At 67.1% G+C, this 19,682-nt stretch carries 14 protein-coding genes and 1 pseudogene; 7 read left to right on the top strand and 8 right to left on the bottom strand.

Translation table 11 applies throughout. The features are described 5' to 3' along the window. Positions 1-84: 84 nt before the first annotated feature. Positions 85-1,578: a M81 family metallopeptidase gene (locus JYJ84_RS01995; RefSeq protein WP_175222524.1), complete on the top strand. Its 1,494-nt coding sequence runs from the start codon at positions 85-87 to the stop codon at positions 1,576-1,578. Between the two features lie 316 nt (positions 1,579-1,894). Here the strand turns inward: JYJ84_RS01995 and opcM are convergent, their stop codons facing one another. From opcM to JYJ84_RS01975, 4 genes are read right to left on the bottom strand one after another with little or no spacing between them, the layout of a single operon-like run. Further along, entirely contained in the window at positions 1,895-3,430 is a 1,536-nt protein-coding gene (gene opcM, locus JYJ84_RS01990) for a multidrug efflux transporter outer membrane subunit OpcM (RefSeq protein ID WP_175222523.1), read from the bottom strand. A 10-nt stretch (positions 3,431-3,440) separates the two neighbouring features. Then, positions 3,441-6,641 carry a multidrug efflux RND transporter permease subunit CeoB gene (ceoB, locus tag JYJ84_RS01985; protein ID WP_175222522.1) on the bottom strand — a complete coding sequence of 1,067 codons (3,201 nt, stop codon included), beginning with the start codon at positions 6,639-6,641 and terminating at the stop codon, positions 3,441-3,443. A 45-nt stretch (positions 6,642-6,686) separates the two neighbouring features. Beyond that, positions 6,687-7,904: a multidrug efflux RND transporter periplasmic adaptor subunit CeoA gene (gene ceoA / locus JYJ84_RS01980; protein ID WP_122948097.1), complete on the bottom strand. Its 1,218-nt coding sequence runs from the start codon at positions 7,902-7,904 to the stop codon at positions 6,687-6,689. A 32-nt stretch (positions 7,905-7,936) separates the two neighbouring features. Beyond that, entirely contained in the window at positions 7,937-8,797 is an 861-nt protein-coding gene (locus tag JYJ84_RS01975; protein WP_175222521.1) for an alpha/beta hydrolase, read from the bottom strand. A gap of 174 nt (positions 8,798-8,971) precedes the next feature. Here JYJ84_RS01975 and ceoR point away from each other — a divergent pair, with 174 nt between their 5' ends. Both ceoR and JYJ84_RS01965 read left to right on the top strand, forming a co-directional pair. Then, the gene (gene ceoR / locus JYJ84_RS01970; protein ID WP_122948099.1) at positions 8,972-9,976 is read left to right on the top strand and encodes a putative multidrug efflux transcriptional regulator CeoR; all 1,005 of its coding nucleotides are present in this window, start codon (positions 8,972-8,974) and stop codon (positions 9,974-9,976) included. A gap of 490 nt (positions 9,977-10,466) precedes the next feature. After that, positions 10,467-10,760 (top strand): DUF4148 domain-containing protein, encoded by a 294-nt coding sequence (locus JYJ84_RS01965; protein ID WP_122948100.1) that lies wholly within the window; start codon positions 10,467-10,469, stop codon positions 10,758-10,760. 212 nt (positions 10,761-10,972) lie between these two features. Here the strand turns inward: JYJ84_RS01965 and JYJ84_RS01960 are convergent, their stop codons facing one another. From JYJ84_RS01960 to selD, 3 genes are all read right to left on the bottom strand, one after another. Further along, the gene (locus JYJ84_RS01960; protein ID WP_043180933.1) at positions 10,973-12,052 is read right to left on the bottom strand and encodes a purine nucleoside permease; all 1,080 of its coding nucleotides are present in this window, start codon (positions 12,050-12,052) and stop codon (positions 10,973-10,975) included. A gap of 271 nt (positions 12,053-12,323) precedes the next feature. Further along, positions 12,324-12,914, bottom strand: coding sequence for a LysE family translocator (locus JYJ84_RS01955; protein ID WP_175222520.1), 591 nt, complete (start codon positions 12,912-12,914; stop codon positions 12,324-12,326). Between the two features lie 72 nt (positions 12,915-12,986). Continuing rightward, complete coding sequence (gene selD, locus JYJ84_RS01950; RefSeq protein WP_122948102.1) at positions 12,987-14,051, bottom strand: selenide, water dikinase SelD; 1,065 nt, start codon at positions 14,049-14,051, stop codon at positions 12,987-12,989. Between the two features lie 114 nt (positions 14,052-14,165). Here selD and JYJ84_RS01945 point away from each other — a divergent pair, with 114 nt between their 5' ends. Further along, entirely contained in the window at positions 14,166-15,002 is an 837-nt protein-coding gene (locus tag JYJ84_RS01945) for a DMT family transporter (RefSeq protein ID WP_122948103.1), read from the top strand. Between the two features lie 29 nt (positions 15,003-15,031). Here the strand turns inward: JYJ84_RS01945 and JYJ84_RS01940 are convergent, their stop codons facing one another. Continuing rightward, on the bottom strand, positions 15,032-16,135 hold the full coding sequence (locus JYJ84_RS01940) for a porin (protein WP_164462734.1): 1,104 nt from the start codon (positions 16,133-16,135) through the stop codon (positions 15,032-15,034). Between the two features lie 349 nt (positions 16,136-16,484). Between JYJ84_RS01940 and JYJ84_RS01935 the strand changes: the two genes are divergently transcribed. The 3 genes and pseudogenes from JYJ84_RS01935 to JYJ84_RS01925 all read left to right on the top strand — a co-directional run bounded on the left by JYJ84_RS01935 (position 16,485) and on the right by JYJ84_RS01925 (position 19,630). Then, positions 16,485-17,384, top strand: coding sequence for an N-formylglutamate amidohydrolase (locus tag JYJ84_RS01935; protein WP_175222519.1), 900 nt, complete (start codon positions 16,485-16,487; stop codon positions 17,382-17,384). Next, a pseudogene (locus JYJ84_RS01930) lies at positions 17,381-18,139 on the top strand (IclR family transcriptional regulator); the annotation flags it as partial. The gene JYJ84_RS01935 and the pseudogene JYJ84_RS01930, both read left to right, overlap by 4 nt. 12 nt (positions 18,140-18,151) lie before the next feature. Next, entirely contained in the window at positions 18,152-19,630 is a 1,479-nt protein-coding gene (locus tag JYJ84_RS01925) for a YfcC family protein (RefSeq protein ID WP_240201820.1), read from the top strand. Positions 19,631-19,682 lie beyond the last annotated feature (52 nt).

The raw sequence follows: 19,682 nt of genomic DNA, 5'->3' as shown, positions 1-19,682 counted from the left end.
CATTGACCTCGTGCGGCGCCGTACCGCCGGCCCTGCCGGCAGGCGCGCGTCGCCTGCACCAACCGTCTTCCTGGAATCAGTCTCATGACCACACGCATCCTGATCGCCGGTTTCCAGCACGAAACCAACACCTTCGCACCCACGCGGGCCGCCTATGCGAACTTCGAACGCGGCGAAGGCTTTCCGGCCATGGCACGCGGCGCGGACGTGCTCGCGCTGCGCCACGTCAACATTCCGGCTGGCGGCTTCATCAACGCCGCGGAGCGGCGCGGCTGGGCGTTGCAGCCGGTGATCTGGGCGGGCGCGAGCCCGTCGGCGCATGTCACCGAGGATGCGTTCGAACGGATCGCCGGCGAGATCGTCGACGCGGCGCGGCACGGCGACTTCGATGCGGTGTATCTCGACCTGCACGGCGCGATGGTCGCCGAGCATACCGACGACGGCGAAGGAACGCTGCTCGAACGCGTACGCGACGCGGTCGGCCCGGCCGTGCCGGTGGTCGCGTCGCTCGACCTGCACGCGAACGTCACCGAACGGATGCTGAGCCATGCCGATGCGCTGGTCGCCTATCGCACGTACCCGCACGTGGACATGGCCGAGACCGGCGAACGCACGGCCGGGCTGCTCGAACGCCTCCTCGCGGGCGGCGACCCGTTACGTCGCGCGGCACGGCGGTTGCCGTTCCTGATCCCGATCAACGGAATGTGCACGCTGCTCGATCCCGCGCGCGAGATGTACGCGCGCCTCGCGTCGCTGGAGACGGACGGCGTCGCATCGCTGTCGTTCGCGCCGGGTTTTCCGGCAGCGGATTTCCCCGAGTGCGGGCCGGTCGTCTGGGGCTATGGCGACGCCGACGCAGTCGACGCGGCCGTGCAGGCGCTGTACGACAAGATGCTGGCCGACGAAGCGCTGTGGCAAGTGCCGTTCCTGTCGCCCGACGACGCGGTGCGCGAAGCCATGCGGCTCGCGGAAGGCGCGAGCCGGCCCGTCGTGATCGCCGACACGCAGGACAACCCGGGGGCGGGTGGCGATTCCAATACGACGGGCCTGCTGCGCGCGTTGCTGCGCAACGGCGCGCAAGACGCAGCGCTCGGCCTGCTGTGGGACCCGGCCGCGGCGGCGGCGGCGGTGAGGGCCGGTGTCGGCGCGCACATCGAACTGTCGCTCGGCGGCTCCGGCGTACCCGGCGACGAGCCGTTTCGCGGACACTTCGAGGTCGTCGCGGTATCGGACGGCGTGTGCCGCTACGACGGACCGATGATGAACGGCATGCTGGCCGACGTCGGGCCGGTCGCCTGCCTGAGGATCGACGGCGTGCGGATCGTCGTCAGCGGCGGCAAGGCGCAGATGCTCGATCGCAATCTGTACCGCGTGGGCGGCATCGAACCGGAAGCAATGAAAATCCTCGTCAACAAGAGTTCGGTGCATTTCCGCGCCGACTTCCAGGGCATCGCGCACGCGATCCTGATCGCGAAGGCGCCGGGACCGATGCAGGCCGACCCGGCCGACCTGCCGTGGACGCGGCTCGCGCGCGGCATGCGAACGAGGCCGACCGGCGACGCGTTCGCGGGCGCGTGACGCGTGCGCATCCAGGCTGCCGGACGCGTGTCACGCGCGCGTATCCGGCAACACAGCCCAAGGCCCCGTTCCGTCCCGAGTCCTGCTGGCGGCGGTGCCTGACCGGTGCGGGCGGCGGGGCGCCGGCCGCACCGCTGGCAGGTGCCGGCAGGGATTGACCGTTAGTTGCAACATGACGATGGACGACATCACGCCATCCGCGGCGATGCCATGAAAAAACCCCGGTCATCCGGCAAAAGCCGCATGACCGGGGTTCGTCGATACGCTGCATGACGGGAACGACGATGCATCACGCATCGCCGCCCGTCACGCACACTCATCGCGCGGCAACGTCCTCCTTGCCGGACACCGCGCTGCCGACCGCCGTCGGCGCCGCGCCCCAGCCGCCACCCAGCGCACGAATCAGGTTCACGGTCGACACTGCCTGCGCACCGGTCAACTGGTTCGACTGCAGCTGCGACTGCAGCACCGAGCGCTCGCTGTCGATCACGTCGAGATAGGCAACCTCGCCTTCCTGATACTGCGTGCGCGACAACGTCGCCGCGCGCCGCGATGCGTTGACGGCCGCATCCTGCGCACGGATCTGGTCGTCGAGCAGGCGCAGGTCGGCGAGATTGTCCTCGACCTCGCGGAACGCGACGAGCACCTGCTGCCGGTAGTTCGCGACCTGCTCGTCGTACTGCGCGCGCGCCTGCTGCACGCCGGCCGCACGGCGCCCGCCGTCGAACAGCGGCAGCGTCAGCGCGGTGCCCGCGAACGGCCCGAGCAGGAACGTGCGGCTCGACCACATGAACAGGCTGCCGAGCGTCGATGCTTCATAGCCGAACGCGCCGGTGATATCGAGCTTCGGGAAGTACGCGGACTTCGCGAGGCCGATCCGCGCGTTCGCGGCCGCCATCGAGCGCTCGGCCGCCGACACGTCCGGGCGGCGCTCAAGCAGCGCGGACGGCAGGCCCGGCGGCACCTTCACCGCCACCGGCACGATCGGCGTTTCCTTGAACGCGAAATCCGCGGGCGCCTTGCCGAGCAGGATCGCGAGCGCATGCTCGGACGCCGCGCGCCGGCGCGCGACGCCGACCGCATCGGCCTGCGCAGTCGCCAGCTCGTTCTTCGCGCGCGACACGTCGAGCTCGCTGATGTCGCCTTCGTTGAAGCGGCGCTGCACGAGCTTCAGTGCCTGCTCGCGCAGTTCCACCGTCCGGCGGTACAGGTCCTGATCGGAATCGAGCTGGCGCAGTTCGAAGTAGTTCTGCGCGACGTCCGCCTGCAGCGCGAGCTGCACCGAGCGGAACAGCGCTTCGCTCTGCGCCTGGTCGGCACGGGACGCCTCGACGTTACGGCCGACGCGGCCGAACAGGTCGGCTTCGTACGACACCGTGCCCTGCGCGCGCCACAGCGTCGCATTGGTCGGGCCCGTGCCCTGCGGCTGGAACTGCGACGCCGACGACAGCCCTTCGCGCGTCGGCCCGAAGCCGGCGCCGATCTGCGGGAACCATTGCGAGCGCGCCGAACGCGTCGCCGCGCGCGCTTCCTCGACACGTGCGGCTGCGGCCTTCAGGTTCTGGTTCGCGGCGAGCGCCTGGGCCTCGAGCGAATCGAGCACCGGGTCGCCGAACACCTTCCACCATTCGCCGCGATGCGCGCCGTCCGACGGCTCGGCTGTCTTCCACGTGCCGGCCTGTTCACCGGCAGCCAGCGTCGGCGCTTCCTTGAACGCGGCGGGCGTCGGCGCATCCGGGCGCTTGTAGTCGGGGCCCACCGCGCACGCGGCGAGCAGCGTCGCGAGCAGGGTGCTCGCGGCCGCCACCTTCGCGAAGCGCATCAGGCCATTCGTGTTGTGCAAGTTATTCATCTTCTGGTCCTCAAGCATCCGAAGCCGGCACACCCTGGGACGGCACACCGTAGCCGGTCGAGTCTTTGCCGGCGACGTGGATCTTGCCGCCCGCGAGCGTCCGCAGCACGACGTAGAACACCGGCGTCAGCATCAGCCCGAACAGCGTCACGCCGAGCATCCCGAAGAACACCGCGACCCCCATCGCATGGCGCATTTCCGCACCGGCCCCCGTCGACGTGACGAGCGGCACCACACCCATGATGAATGCGATCGACGTCATCAGGATCGGGCGCAGACGCAGCCGGCTCGCCTCGATCGCGGCCTCGAGCGGCGTCCTGCCGTCGTGTTCGAGTTCACGCGCGAATTCGACGATCAGGATCGCGTTCTTCGCCGACAGCCCCACCAGCACCATCAAGCCGATCTGCGTGAAGATGTTGTTGTCGCCCTGCGTGAGCCACACGCCCGTCAGCGCCGACAGAATGCTCATCGGCACGATCAGGATCACCGCGAGCGGCAGCGTCAGGCTTTCATACAGCGCGGCGAGCACGAGGAACACGAGCAGCACGCTGATCGGGAACACATACATTGCCGAATCGCCCGCCAGAATCTGCTGGTACGTGAGGTCGGTCCACTCGAACCGCACGCCGCGCGGCAGCGTTTCATGCGCGATGCGCTCGATCGCGGCCTGCGCCTGGCCCGACGAGAAGCCCGGTGCCGGGCCGCCATTGATGTCGGCCGCCGTGTAGCCGTTGTAGCGCACGACCATTTCCGGGCCGAACGTCGGCGTCACCGTGACGAGCGACGACAGCGGCACCATCTCGCCCTTGTCGTTGCGCGTCTTCAGCTGCAGGATGTCGTCCGCGCGCTGCCGGAACGGCGCATCGGCCTGCACGCGCACCTGGTACACACGCCCGAAGCGGTTGAAGTCGTTCACGTACAGCGAGCCGAGATACACCTGCATCGTGTTGAACACGTCGGTCACCGGCACGCCCAGCTGCTTCGCCTTCACGCGATCGAGATCGACGTTGAGCTGCGGCACGTTGATCTGGTAGCTCGTGAACAGCGGGCCGAGTTCAGGCGCCTGCTGCGCACGCTTGATGAAGTCGTTGGTCGCATCCGCGAGCCGCGCATAGCCGACTGCGCCGCGATCCTCGACCTGCATCTTGAAGCCACCGAGCGTACCGAGGCCGAGCACCGGCGGCGGCGGGAACACCGCGACGAACGAGTCCTTCATCGCGCCGTACTTCTGGTTCAGCGCACCCGCGATCGCACCGGCCGACAGCGCCTTGCCATGCCGCTCCGAGAACGGCTTGAGCGTGACGAACACGATGCCCGCGCTCGAGCTGTTCGTGAAGCCGTTCACCGACAGCCCCGGGAACGCGACCGCGCTCTCGACGCCCGGCTGCTTCAGCGCGATCGAGCCCATGTCGCGGATCACCTTCTCGGTGCGGTCGAGCGACGCACCGTTCGGCAACTGCGCGAACGCGATCAGGTACTCCTTGTCCTGCGCGGGCACGAAGCCGCCCGGCACGACCTTCGACACGAGCACGGTCGCGCCCACCAGCGCGAGGTACACGCCGAGCATCACCGTCTTGCGCGACAGCACGCCGCGCACGCCGCGGCCGTAGTTCTCCGCGCCGCGATGGAACACCTTGTTGAAGCCGCGGAAGAAGCCGCCGAGCACGCGGTTCATCACGCGCGTGAGCCAGTCTTCCTTGTCGCCATGCCCTTTCAGCAGGATCGCGGACAGCGCCGGCGACAGCGTCAGCGAGTTGAACGCCGAGATCACCGTCGAGATCGCGATGGTCATCGCGAACTGCTTGTAGAACTGGCCGGTCAGGCCCGACATGAACGCGAGCGGCACGAACACGGCGACGAGCGTGAGCGCGATCGCGATGATCGGCCCGCTCACTTCCTGCATCGCCTTGTAGGTCGCCGCCCGTGCGTTCATCCCGCTCTCGATGTTGCGCTCGACGTTCTCGACCACCACGATCGCATCGTCGACCACGATCCCGATCGCGAGCACCATCCCGAACAATGACAACGCGTTGATCGAATAGCCGAACGCGAGCAGCAGCGAGAACGTGCCGACGATCGACACCGGCACCGCGATCAGCGGAATGATCGATGCGCGCCACGTCTGCAGGAACACGATCACGACGATCACGACCAGCGCGATCGCTTCGAGCAGCGTGTGCACGACGGCCTTGATCGACGACCGCACGAACTGCGTCGGGTCATAGACGATCTTGTAGTCGATACCCGCCGGCATGTCCTGCTTCAGCTCGGCCATCGTCTTGCGCACTTCGTCCGAGATCTGCAGCGAGTTCGCACCCGGCGACTGGTTGATCGCCATCGCGACGGCCGGCTTGTTGTCGAGCAGCGAGCGCAGCCCGTATTCGGACGCGTCGAGCTGGATCCGCGCGATGTCGCGCAGGTGCGTGACGCCGCCGTCCGGCGTCGTCTTCACGACGATGTCGCCGAACTCGTCTTCCGTCTGCAGGCGGCCGCGCGCGTTCACCGACAACTGCAGCGGCGTGCCCGGCAGCGACGGCGACGCGCCGATCACGCCGGCCGCGACCTGCACGTTCTGCTCGCGGATCGCCTGCACGACGTCCTCGGCCGACAGCCCGCGCTGCGCGACCTTCTGCGGATCGAGCCACACGCGCATCGCGTAGTCGCCCGACCCCCACAGCTGCACCTGGCCGACGCCCTGGATCCGCGACAGGCGATCCTTCACGTTGATCAGCGCGTAGTTGCGCAGGTAGGTCATGTCGTAGCGGTTGTCCGGCGAGATCAGGTGGACCACCATCGTCAGCGTCGGCGAGCTCTTCACCGTCGTGATGCCGAGCCGCTGCACGTCTTCCGGCAGGCGCGGCAGCGCCTGGTTCACGCGGTTCTGCACGAGCTGCGTGGCCTTGTCCGGATCGGTGCCGAGCTTGAACGTGACGGTGATCGTCATGTTGCCGTCGCTGTTCGCCTGCGACTGCATGTAGAGCATGTCCTCGACGCCGTTGATCTGCTCTTCGAGCGGCGACGCGACCGTCTCGGCGATCACTTTCGGGTTCGCGCCCGGATACTGCGCCTTCACGATCACGGAAGGCGGCACGACCTCCGGATACTCCGAGATCGGCAGCAGGAACATCGCGATCACCCCGCCGAGCAGGATGATCACCGATAGGACTCCTGCGAAGATCGGCCGGTCGATAAAGAATTTTGAAATGTTCATGGGTTGCTCTGTCTGGTTGAACGCGGATGCGAAGCGGCGTGCCGCTTACGAATCCGCCTTCGCCGGTGCGGCCGGCTTCGCGTTGTCCGCCAGAGGCGCGGACGGCGCGTCACCGCCCGTCATCGGGACCATGTGCGGCTTCACCTGTTCGCCGGGGCGCACGCGCTGCGTACCGTTCACGACCACGCGATCGCCGGCGGAGAGCCCACTCACGATCACGCGCCGGTTGCCGTGCTGCATCCCCTGCTGCACTTCGCGGTACGACACGCGGCCTTGCTGGTCGACGACGAACACGAACTTCTTGTCCTGATCGGTGTTGATCGCCGCGTCGTCGACGAGCAGCGCCTCGTGCGGCGCGCTGCCGCCTACCTTCACGCGCGCATAGAGGCCCGGGACCAGCGCACCATCGGCGTTGTCGAAGCGTGCGCGCACCCGGATCGTGCCCGACGACGTGTCGAGCCGGTTGTCGACCGAGTCGATCTCGCCGCTGCGCGAGTAGCCGGTTTCGTTCGCGAGGCCGAGCTCGACCGGCACCTTGCGGCCGTTGCGCGCGCCGTTGATGTATTGCAGGTAGGTCTGCTCGTCCGCATCGAACGACGCGTAGATCGGCGACACCGACACCAGCGTCGTCAGCGGCGCGGCCGACGCGCCGGCCGACACGACGTTGCCGAGCGTGATTTCCGCACGCGACACGCGGCCCGCAACCGGCGCGGTGATCCGCGTATAGCCGAGGTTGATGCGTGCCGTTTCGAGCGCGGCTTCGGCGGCCTTCAGGTTCGCCGTCGCCTCGCGGGCCGCGTTCTGCTTCTCGTCGTAATCGCGCTTCGCGATCGCGTTGTCGCCGATCAGCCGCTGCGCGCGCTGCCAGTCGGTCTGCGCGTAGCCGTTGCGCGCCTGCGCGGCCGCGAGCTGCGCGGCCGCGCGATCGGTTTCGGCCTGGTACGGGCGCGGGTCGATCACGAACAGCACGTCGCCCTTCTTCACGAGCGCGCCGTCCTTGAAGTTCACCGCGACGATCGTGCCCGACACCTGCGGGCGCACGTCGACTTTTTCGACGGCTTCGAGGCGGCCCGAATAACTCTGCCAGTCGGTCACGGTCTGCGGCACGACGGTCGCAACGTCGACTTCGGGCAGCGGCGCTGCTGATTTCTCCGGTGCGTTCGCGTTCACGCGCATCGCGCCGAACGTGCCGAGGCCGACGACGGCGAGCGTCACGATCGCCGCTGTCGCGATTCGGGAGCGGGAGGTGCGTAGGATGGCCATGTGGATCTCCAGTAAACGTGGATTGGTTTTGCTTATTCGGAACGGTTCGGCTGGCGCGCCTGGAAGCGGCACTGGAAGAAGCGCACGGCTTCCTCGAAGGCGGCTTCATGCGTCGCGAGCGCGGCGTGCGTGATGTCCGGATAGCGGATCACCTGCGTGAGCACGCCGGACGAGATCAGGCAGCTCGCATATTTCTCCGCCTCGACGTGCAGCACGTCGTTCTGCGCGGTGACGACGAGCGTCGGCGGCAGCCCCGCGAGGCGCACCGATTCGAGCGGCGCCGCGTACGGGTGCATGCGTTGCGCGGCCTGCGGCAGATACGCGCGATAACAGGCCGCGCATTCGCGCGCCGTGATGTCGGAGGCAAGACGATCGGCGTCGCCGATACGCGTCATGCTCGGGTCGAGCATCGGCCCGAACAGCGCCTGCGCGACGATCGACACTTCGCCGCGATCGCGCGCGATGAACGCCAGGCAGTTCGCGAGCTGGCCGCCCGCGTCGTGGCCCGCGACACCGATCTTCTTCGGGTTGCCGCCGAACGCGCGGGCGCGCGTCGCGGCCCACACGGCCGCGCGATACGCATCCTCCGGCGCGGCCGGAAAAGGAAAGGCTGGCGCGAGCGAATAATCGACCGACACTACGAGTGCTGGTAAGCGTTCTGCTAAAAAACGCGCGGCGAAATCGGCGTCTTCGAGCGAACCGCGGACGAAGCCGCCGCCGTGGAAATAAAGCACTACTGGCAACCCGGTCTTGTCCGGGCGCCGGTAGAGGCGCAGCACGATGTCCTGCGCGTAGCCGGGAATTTCCACTTCGGTGACCGTCAGCGCCGCGCCTGCCGTGGCTTGCACGGGCAACGCGGCCTTCAGGAATTTGCTGAATTCAGAAGCGTCCATGACGATGCAGCATCCATTTCGAGATGGAACGAATTCTGGGTCCGGCAGACATTGGGATAAATGCCTATAATCCGGCAACACAATTCAACGCCCCCGAACAATCCGAGGCTGCGTTTACCCACGAGGTAGCGCAGCCTTCTTATTCGGGAGGCTCATTAGATTGCGGAGGTTGTGATGGACCGGCTTCAGGCCATGCAGGTGTTTACTCGCGTCGTCGATACAAGCAGCTTCACCAAGGCAGCAGAAACGCTCAGCTTGCCGCGAGCGTCCGTCACGACGATCATCCAGAATCTCGAAGCCTTCCTCGGCGTGCGGCTGATGCACCGGACCACGCGCCGGCTGTCGCTCACGCCGGACGGCGCCGCGTACTACGAACGATGCGTGCGGATCCTCGCGGATGTCGAGGAAACCGAGGCGAGCTTCCAGGCGAACAACCGGAAGCCGCACGGAAAGTTGCGTATCGACATGCCGGGTTCGATCGGGCGGCTGCTCGTGATTCCGTCGCTGTGCGAATTTCATACGCGCTATCCGGACATCGACCTGCAGCTCGGCCTGTCCGACCGGCCGGTCGACCTGCTGCAGGAAGGCGTCGATTGCGTGATCCGCGTCGGCGCACTGCAGGACTCGTCGCTCGTCGCACGCCGGGTCGGCCTGTTCGAATGCGTGACGGTCGCGTCGCCCGACTATCTCGAACGCCATGGCGAGCCGCAGACGATCGACGACCTGAACCAGCACAAGGCCGTCAACTACTTCTCGAGCCGCACCGGCCGCACGATCGACTGGACGTTCCTGACCGACGGCAAGGAAGTCGAGATGAAGATGGAGGGCATCCTGTCGGTGAACGACGCGGATGCGTACGTGACCTGCGGGATCGAAGGCTTCGGGCTGATCCAGCCGCCGCTCTTCATGGTGCTGCCGCATCTGCGCGAAGGCCGGCTCAAGGAAGTGCTGCCCGGCGTCAAGCCGCTGCCGATGCCGATCTCGGTCGTGTATCCGCACAGCCGGCATCTGTCACCGAAGGTGCGCGTGTTCGTCGACTGGGTCGCCGAGGTGTTCGACCGCTGCCCGCTGCTGAGCGGCAAGGGTAGCCTCGACGCGACGTGCAGCAAGCGCACGTTCGAGGAAGCCGAGCGCGCGCCGGTGCTCGACACGCCGGTCATCAACGAGTGGGTCGCGTAATCGTCTGAACTGCACGCGCGGGCTGAGCGGTCCGCGCGTCGCCCCGCCTCCGCGCCACGTTCCAGCCCGGCGCACCTGATCCTTCCCGAATCCGCAGCAAACCTTTGTGCCAGGCGACGCAATCGTCCGCATGCGTCGTCGCGCGTCCTCGCCGCACCCGTGCGAGGCCCGCTGCAGGCGGGTTCGAGCGGTTTCCGCATAACCCTGCCAGGTGTACGGATGTCGATTGTTCCACTGACACGACTATTCAATTCGCATCTGCCGCATTTATCGCGACGGAACAGATACCTAGAGTAAACCCTGTCGCGCACCTCGTTGCGCACCGAACAGATCCCGCTTGATGGGACCGGAGTAGGCGCTCTGGCGCCAGCTCCGAAATGCCTTGCATGGGATCTGAGTAAGCGCTGAAGCGCTAACTCATATCGACCGCCAAGCATGGGATCTGAGTAAGCGCTGAAGCGCTAACTCATATCGACACAGGAGTTTCGCCATGAACCGCCGCCATCTTCTCTCCGCCCTCGCCCTCACGCTCGCGGTGTCCGCACCGGCTTTCGCCGATTCGGGCACGCCGCACGCCGGCGACTACGGCAACACGTCGTGGTACTCGCAACACAACGGCCCGCGTACGCGCGCCGAAGTGAATGCGGAAGTCGTACAAGCACGCAAAGACGGCACGCTCGCGTACCTGCGCAAGGCGAACTCGTATCCGCAAGGGCTCGAACTGGCACAAGGCCCGTATCGCTCGATGCCGGAAAGCAACCAGCTCGCCGGCGGAGGCCGGTAAACGCGCAACGCCGCGCAACGGGTTGCTCCGTGCGCGGCGTCGTGATTTCCCTATCGACGACTCGCCGAGTCAGTCAGTTAGTTGCAGGAGCACATGATGAACGACCAACTCCCTTCTCCGCTCGACCACTGGGACGACACCACGCCGGTATGGACGCCGTTCCGTTCGGCCCCGCACGCGCATTGACCGCCAGCTGAGTCGCTACCCGGCCGTTAGCGGCGTGGCACCCCATCGCGCCATTCGCCCCAGTGCGTCACGATGTCCTGAACGAGCGGATTGCCCGCGCGATACAGGTTTTCGGTCGCCGGGGCGAAGCCGCCCTGGTCCGCGTAGTTCAGCAGGTTGTCGGCACTCGTCTGCCCTGCATACGGCCGGTCGAAATCCGACCCCGTGCGCAGCAATGCGACGCGCGACAGGTCGACCCGCTTCACGCTCGCCGCGCGCTTGAGTGCTTCATACGTCGCGTTGTCTTCCTGCGCGGTCATGCAGTAGGTGCCCTTGCCGTCGGTCAGGATCTTCGTCCACTGGCGCGCGCGCTCGCCGATCAGCGTGCCCGAGAACCACGTGTTGCCCGATGACGTGTCGCATTGAATCACGGTCGGCGGCCGGTTCGCCGGCGCATACGTGAACTTCGCGCGCGCGGCCTGCGCCTGCGCACTGTCGGCGAGCACCACGTTGCGCGACAGCGCGACCGCGGCGTCGGTCAGTTGCGGGTTGAGCTGGAACACCTCGGTACGATAGTCGAGCGGCGGCTTGTCGTTCGGGCTCTTCGTGTTGATGCCGAGGAAGCCGGTATTCCAGCCGGCCGGAATCTCGCGTGCATCGAGCTCCCACTGCAGGCTGAAATCGACGAGGTATTTCGACCACGCGGCCGAACCGATCGTGCCTTGTGCCGGGTCGACGCCCGCGATACCCGAGATCAGGAAGTACGTGCGGCGCAGATCGAAGCGCTGCGAGAACGTGAGCGCCATGATCGTCGCCGACGCGTTCGCATAGCCCATGCCGGTCGTGACCACGCACACGTCCTGCTTGTTGCAATGCACGTTCGGATAATCGGGCGACAGGCCGGGCACGGCGATGTCGCGCCACGGGCCGAGCCGGTCGAGCCATGCCTGGCCCTCCGGACCGAACATCGTGATGATCATGACCTTGACCGGGCGGCCCTGTGCACCGGTCTCGGCGAATGCATTGTTGCCCGCGTCGTTGCCCTGGTTGTCCTGCGCGATCGACGGCGCAGTGGCACAGGCGGCGAGCGAGAATGCAGCGGCGGAAAGAATGGAGCGAGTCAGCATCGGCGTTCCTTGTTTCGATGATGTTGGGTGAGAACGGCTCTCGTAGACTGCGCGACGGAGTATAGAACGGGCATGCGCGATCCGGAACCCGACTACGAAACGGCAGCGATGTTGCCGTACGGACGAGATGCGCGCGCAAGCGTGATGCACATCGCCGGAATTCGCGCGCAATTGCGCAGCAATCGGCATCCACCTCATGCAACACCATCAGGAATGCTATCGAATTGACCGACTCGCCCGCCGTGCCCGCACAACCGCCCTCCGCATACTGCTACAGCCGCGCCAGCCCTGCGACTCCGTAACCCAGCACGACGAGCGCAGCCACCACATGGCTCGCCGCGAGCAGCCCCGGCGACTTCACGATCCGGCCGATCACGCTACCGCCGAACGCGAACACGAGTTGCCCCGCGAGGCTGCCGGCAAACACGCACGCGGCACCGAGCAGCCAGTGCCGATGCGCACCGGCCGCGGCCGTTGCATAGCCGTAGAACAACAGGATCGTCAGCGGGTTCGCCAGCGTGACGAAGAACATCGATGCAAACGGGCGGCTGCCCGGCGGCCGCGCATCGCCGTCCAGCGTGCGGCGGCGATCCCGCAGCGCCTGCCACAGCATCCGTACACCCATCGCGAGCAGCACGAGCGCGCCGACCAGGCGAAACAGCGACAGATGCGCGGCGAGCGTGGTCGCGAGCATCGCGCCGAGCGTGAACGCGACGACCGCATAGCAGCCGTCGGCCGTCGCGACACCCACCGCCGCGCGCACACCGCTTGCGGTGCCCGCGCGCATCCCGTAGTTCGCGATCATCAGCGCAACGGGCCCGACCGACAGCGCGATCATCAGCCCGAACAGGAAATCGTTCATCGGTCGTCGATGCCTTCGATGGAAGGCATCGATTCTAGCGACCGCAAACAAGCCCGGTGTGGCGATTCAACGTCACGCGACATCGACGCGCGCAGGCCCGTCCACCATCTCGCCGATCACGCCCGCGCGGTCGAAGCCGTCGGCACGGAAGCACGCGAGCACGTCATCGACGGCCTCGGGCGCGCACGCGACCAGCAGGCCGCCCGACGTCTGCGGATCGGTCAGTAGCGCCTGCGCAACGGGTGGCAGCGTGTCGGCCAGCTGCACGTCCGCGCCGTACGCGGCCCAGTTGCGGCCCGACGCGCCGGTGAACACGCCGTCGGCAACGAACGCCTCGACGCCCGCGAGCCACGGCAACGACGCATAGTGCACGCGCGCGGTGAGGTGTGCGCCACGTGCCAGCTCGAGCGTGTGGCCGAGCAGCCCGAATCCCGTGACGTCGGTCAGCGCATGCACGCCCGGCAGCGCGGCAAGCTCGGTGCCCGGCCGGTTCAGCTTGGTGGTCGTCGCGACCATCTGCGCATAGCCATCGGCATCGAGCTGGTTCTTCTTCAGCGCGGCGGACAGCACGCCGACGCCGAGCGGCTTGCCGAGCACCAGCACGTCACCCGCGCGCGCGGCCGCATTGCGCTTCACGCGCGACGGATGCACGACGCCGATCGCCGCGAGCCCGTAGATCGGCTCGACCGAATCGATCGAATGGCCGCCGGCGACCGGAATGCCGGCATCCGCGCACACCGATTCGCCGCCGCGCAGCACGGCCGCGATCGTCTCGTGCGGCAGCACGTTGATCGGCATCCCGACCAGCGCGAGCGCGAGGATCGGCTTGCCGCCCATCGCGTAGACGTCGGACAGCGCGTTGGTGGCCGCGATGCGGCCGAAGTCGAACGGATCGTCGACGATCGGCATGAAGAAGTCGGTGGTCGCGACAATCGCCTGCTCGTCGTTGAGGCGATAGACGGCCGCGTCGTCGGACGTCTCGGTACCGACCAGCAGATCCGGGAACAGGGCGGGCGGCGTCGCGCGCTTCAGCAGCTCGGACAGCACGCCCGGCGCGATCTTGCAGCCGCAGCCACCGCCATGTGACAGGCTCGTGAGGCGCGGAACGGCAGGCTGGGCTTGGGTGGCTTCGGTCATGGTCGGCATCCGGTGAATAACAACACACCATTATCGACAATTCCATGCGAGTGCGCCCGATACCCACATAATGACGGCGCCCCTCCGCTCCCGCCCCTGTCCGCCCCTTCGTCCATGGACCACCTCTTCATCGGCCTCGTGCTGTGCTCCGCGTTGCTGCACGCGATCTGGAATGCCTTCCTCCACGTCAGCGAAGACCGGCTCGTCCAGCTCGGCACGATGTCGCTGCCGTATTTCGCGTTCGGCGTCGTCGGCGCCGCGCTGCTGCCCGCGCCGGCGCCCGCCGCGTGGCCGTACATCGCCGGGTCGGCCGTGCTCGAGGTCGCGTACTGCTTCACGCTGGCGCGCGCGTACCGCAGCGGCGAATTCGGGCAGATCTACCCGATCGCGCGCGGCATCTCGCCGCTGCTCGTGTCGGTGCTGGCGCTCGCGATCCTGCACGAGCGGCCGACGCCGTTCGGCTTCGCGGGCATCGCGCTCGTGTCGTTCGGCATCATGTCGCTCGCGCTGCGGCGCGGCTTCCGGTTCTCCGGCGAAGGCGTGCCGTTTGCGCTGCTCACGGGCGTGTTCATCGCCGCGTATTCGATCTGCGACGGCATCGGCTCGCGCGTGTCCGGCAGCGCGCTCGGCTACATCGCATGGGTGTACGTGCTGTGGAGCGTGCCGCAGTTCGTGCTGGTCTGCGCGGTGCGTGGCGGCCCGCGCGCGGTGCTCGGCTCGCGCACCGCGCTCAAGCAGGGCGCGATCGCCGGCACGATCTCGCTCGCCGCGTACGGGATCGTGATCCTCGCGTACCGGTACTTGCCGGTCGGGACGGTGTCGGCGCTGCGCGAAACGAGCTCGATTTTCGCGGTCGCGATCGGCTGGCTCGTGATGCGCGAGCGGCCCGGCGCGCAGCGGCTCGTCGCGTGCGCGCTGGTGGTGGCGGGCGCGGCGCTGATCCGGCTGTAGCCGGCGCGCGCCGCCCGCGGCGCGCTGCGTCAGAACTTGTGGCGGATGCCCGTCACCGCGACGATCTGCGTGCGCGTGCTCGACGGATTCGAGATCCCTTCGATCGCGGCCACCGCGTTCGACGACGCGCGCTGGTAGAACGCGTTCACGTAGACATCGGTGCGCTTCGACAGGAAATACTGCGCGCCGACGCTCGTCTGCAGGTAGTGTGAGCTCGGCTTCGGGCTCTGCGACGCGAGCACCTGCGTGTAGGTTTCGCCGAGCGCGAACTGCAGCGCGGGCGTCATCAGGTAGCGCACGCTGCCCTCGTAGTTGTTGAAGCGCGTCGAGCCGCCCGTCTGCAGGTTGAACAGCGAGCTCGTGTACAGCAGCCCGAAGGTCGCGGCGCCCCATGCATACGCGCCGCCCGCGCCCCAGATCTGCTGGCGCGTCACGCCCTTGATGAACGTGTAGTAGTTGTCGGACGCGGCCGCGCCCGTCGTGTCGATGGCCGGATGATCGACGCGCACGTAGGCCGCGCCGAGCTGCAGCGGCCCGTTCTCGTAGCTCGTGCCGATGCTCCACACGCGGTTCTGCGCGAACGACGTCGAATTCGAGAACCCGTACAGGCCGACCGCGCGCAACCCGTACCAGGTAGGCGTCTGGTACTGCACCGAGTTGTTGGTGCGGAACGTGTTGTTCAGGTCGTCGGTGTCGAACGGGTGCAGCGCGTACTGCGTGAGCGCGGTGGTCGCGCCGATCTGCAGCGGCTCCAGCACTTCCTGTGCCGCGTTGTACTGGCGGCCCATCGTCAGCGTGCCCCAGCGATCGTTCTCCAGCCCCACGTACGCGCGGCGCCCGAACAGCCGGCCGCCCTGGCTCGCGGCGCCGCTCTCGATGTTGAAGCCGTTCTCGAGCCGGAACACTGCACGCGTGCCGCCGCCGAGTTCCTCCTTGCCGAGCAGCCCGAAACGCGTGCCCTGTTCGTTACCGCCGGTCGCCTGCCACGCGGCATGACCGTTCTGGTTGTTCGTGTACGTGATCCCGGAATCGACCACGCCGTACAGCGTCACGCTCGACTGTGCGTGCGCGTGCATCGCACCCGCCGCCGTTGCGATACCCGCCAGCGCGACCGCCATCCCTTTTCGTTTCATCTCCGACCCCTTTTATCGATTGAATATGGGGAGCGATTTATTTCGCTCGAAACGTGTTTTATTGAATAAAACATCGTCTTATTCATTGTCGAATTTGGTGATTTGAAGCGTCAAGCGATGCCAAAAATCGTACACGGGAGTCAAATACCCTTGAATCGCCAGGCGTTTCGAGGAATGAAACAAGCCCAATAACCACCGGCATTACAGCCCGATCATGGCGCGTAATCCCGGTATCGCAAAAAGCCCTTGACCGCGATTTTCAGTCGTTGTGAAATATTGATACGCTGTTTTAATGATTAAAACAAACGCACGAGACGCTTCGAGAAACTAGGTAAAGAACCTGATCCCCATGCTGACGTTTAATTGCAACAACGCGACTGCCGATGCATCGCCCGCGCATTTCATCGCGACGCCGACGGTGCCGGCCCTGCCGATCGTCGTCGACTCGCCGCACAGCGGCATCGCGTATCCGCCGGACTTCGCCACCGTCGCCCCCGACGACGCGATCCGCACGACGTGGGACGCGTACATCGACGAACTGTGGGCAGGCACACCCGCGCGCGGCGGCACGCTGCTCGGCGCGACGTTTCCGCGCGCGTACATCGATCCGAACCGCGCAGAAACCGACATCGACGCAACGCTGCTCGCCGAGCCGTGGCCCGAGCCGCTGTCGCCGCAGCCGTACACGCAGCGCGGGATGGGACTGATCCGGCGCGACGCGCTGCCCGGCGTGCCGCTGTACGACCGCAAGCTGTCGCTCGCGGAAGTGCGCCACCGCATCGACGCGTACTACCTGCCGTACCGCCGTGCGCTCGCCGGCATCGCCGAGCCGCTGCATGGCGCGCACGGTGCGCTGTGGCACATCGACTGCCATTCGATGAAGTCGCGCGGCAACGCGATGAACGTCGACGCGGGCGAATTGCGGCCGGACGTCGTCGTCAGCGACCGGCGCGGCACGACCGCCGATCCGGCCTTCACCGCGTGGACCGCGCAATGGTTCGTCGACGCCGGCTATCGCGTGCAGGTCAACGACCCGTACCAGGGCGGCGACCTGCTGACCGCGCTCGCCGACCCCGCAAGGCAACGCCACAGCATCCAGATCGAATTCAATCGCGCGCTGTACATGGACGAAGCCGCGTTCGCGAAACACGCGGGCTTCGCCACGCTGAAGCGCTCGGTCGATGCGTACCTCGACGCGCTCGCCGATTACGTCCGCGCGCGCATCGCGCCGCAGGGAGACATCGCATGACGACCTACATCGTCGACGCCGTCGACAGCGCGCTGAAGCTGCTGACCTACGTAGCCGAGCACCCGAACCTCGGCGTGACCGAACTCGCGTCGCAACTCGGCATCAACAAGTCGCGCACGTACCGGATGCTGTGCACGCTCGAACTGCACCGCTTCGTCGTGCAGGACCCGCGCACGTCCACCTATGCGCTCGGCCCGCAGGCGTTCGTGATCGGCGTGGCCGCGTCGCAGCAGAACGCGCTCGTGCGCGCCGCGCACCGGCACATGCTCGCGCTCAACCAGGCGATCAACGAGACCATCGTGCTGCGCGTGCGCGAAGGGCTCGAATCGGTGTGCGTCGCGCGTTGCGAGACGACGCACACGGTGCGCACCGTCGGCGCGGTCGGCAACCGCCGGCCGATCAATTTCGGCGCATCGGGCAAGGTGTTGCTCGCGTTCGCTCCCGACGCGGTGCGCGACGAATATCTCGCGCAACTACGCCGGAACGGGCAGGCCGACGACCCGGCGAAGCTCGCCGGCGAACTCGACGCGGTCGCGCGCAAAGGCTATGCGGTGAGCAGCGGCGAGGTGACGCCCGGCGCGGTCGGGATCGCGGTGCCGGTGCGCGACCTCACGGGCGCGACGGTCGCGTCGGTCAGCGTGACGGGGCCCGAGGTGCGCGTGAGCCACGCCGATATCCCCGACTATCTCGAACGCCTGCAGGCGTGCAGCTACGCGATTTCCGCCGAACTCGGCTACGTCCCGGCGCGCGCCGCCGACGCCACTGCGATCGCGGCCCCGGCCGATGCATCGACCGACCACGCGGCCGACAGCGCAACCGGCGACGCATCGGCCCACGCCGGCCGCGCGCCGCATCCGCACGGCAAGATGCTGCATCCGGTCGTGATGATGCTGTGGGTGCTGGCCGTCGCGATCGCGCTCACGTGGAGCGTCGATTCCGGCCGCTTCGAGCGCAACGGCCGGCTCGTCGTGCCGGGCACCTATCACGTGGTGCCGAAGACCACCGCCTTTTCGACACTTGTCGCGCCAGCGGTCAGCCACAGCACGCCCACGCATGCGATGCCCGCGAGCCTCGTCTCGGCGTTCGTCGCGATACCGGAAGGATTGCTGAAGAATGCGCCGCTGATCGTGATGGTGATGTTCGTCGGCGGGATGTTCGGCGTGATGCGCCGCACCGGCGTGGTCGATGCGGGCATCGACCGGCTGCTGCAGCTCACCGGCAACAACGCGTATCTGCTCACGCCGCTGCTGATGATCCTGATCGGGCTCGGCAGCACGCTGCTCGGCTTCATCTCCGAGTACCTCGTGATCATTCCGATGGTCGTCGTGATCGCGCGGCGCCTCGGCCTGTCGGACCTGTTCGCGGTCGCGCTGGTCGCGCTCGCCGCGAAGATCGGCTACATCGCGTCGGTCACGAACCCGCTCGCGCTGGCTGTCGCGCAGCCGCTCGTCGGTGTGCCGCTGTTCAGCGGCGTCGCGCTGCGCGCAGCCGTGTTCGTCGTCTTCCTGACGATCGGCATCCTGTACCTGCTGCGCTACGTGCGCAGCACCGGCTATCGCGCCGGGCAGACCGCCGCCGGCCACGCCGCGCATGGGGCCGCGAAGCTGTCGCTGCGCCACAAGGCGACGCTGGCCGTGTTCGCGGCGGCCGTCGCGATGCTGATCTACGGCACGCGCGAACTGAAGTGGGGCAACGTCGAGCTGGCGGCGTTCTATACGTTCGTGAGCATCGCGACGGCCGTGATCGGCGGGCTCGATTCGCGCAGCGCGGCCGACGCGTTCGTCGACGGGATGAAGAACATGATCCTCGCGGCGCTGCTGATGGGGCTCGCCGCGTCCGTCGAACTGCTGCTGCAGAACAGCCTCGTGCTCGACACGCTGATCAACTTCTTCACGCGGATGGCGGACGGCCAGTCGCCCGTGTGGGTCGCGAACGGGCTGATGGGCGTGCAGATGGTGCTCGACGTGTTCATTCCGTCGGTGTCGGGCAAGGCGGCGGTCAGCATGCCGATCATCGGGCCGATCGCGCAGCTCTCCGGCGTGAGCGGCCAGACCTCGGTGCTCGCGTTCGTGCTCGGCGGCGGGCTGACGAACCTCGTCACGCCGACGTCGGGGATGCTGCTCGCGTATCTGGCAACGGCACGCGTCGATTTCGGCGCGTGGATCCGCTTCGTGCTGCCGCTGTTCCTGACGTTGCTCGCGCTGTCGTGCGTCGTGCTGACGTTCGCGGTGTGGATCGGGTATTGAGGGTCGGGGGTGCAATGAAACTGCGAATTCTCTCCGCACTGCGGAGAGAATG

Origin of the sequence: Burkholderia sp. LMG 13014, from assembly GCF_905232215.1 — a bacterium.
Classification (GTDB): Bacteria; Pseudomonadota; Gammaproteobacteria; order Burkholderiales; family Burkholderiaceae; genus Burkholderia.
The sequence above is the reverse complement of the archived record's forward strand: the minus strand, read 5'-3'. Positions and strand labels throughout refer to the sequence as shown.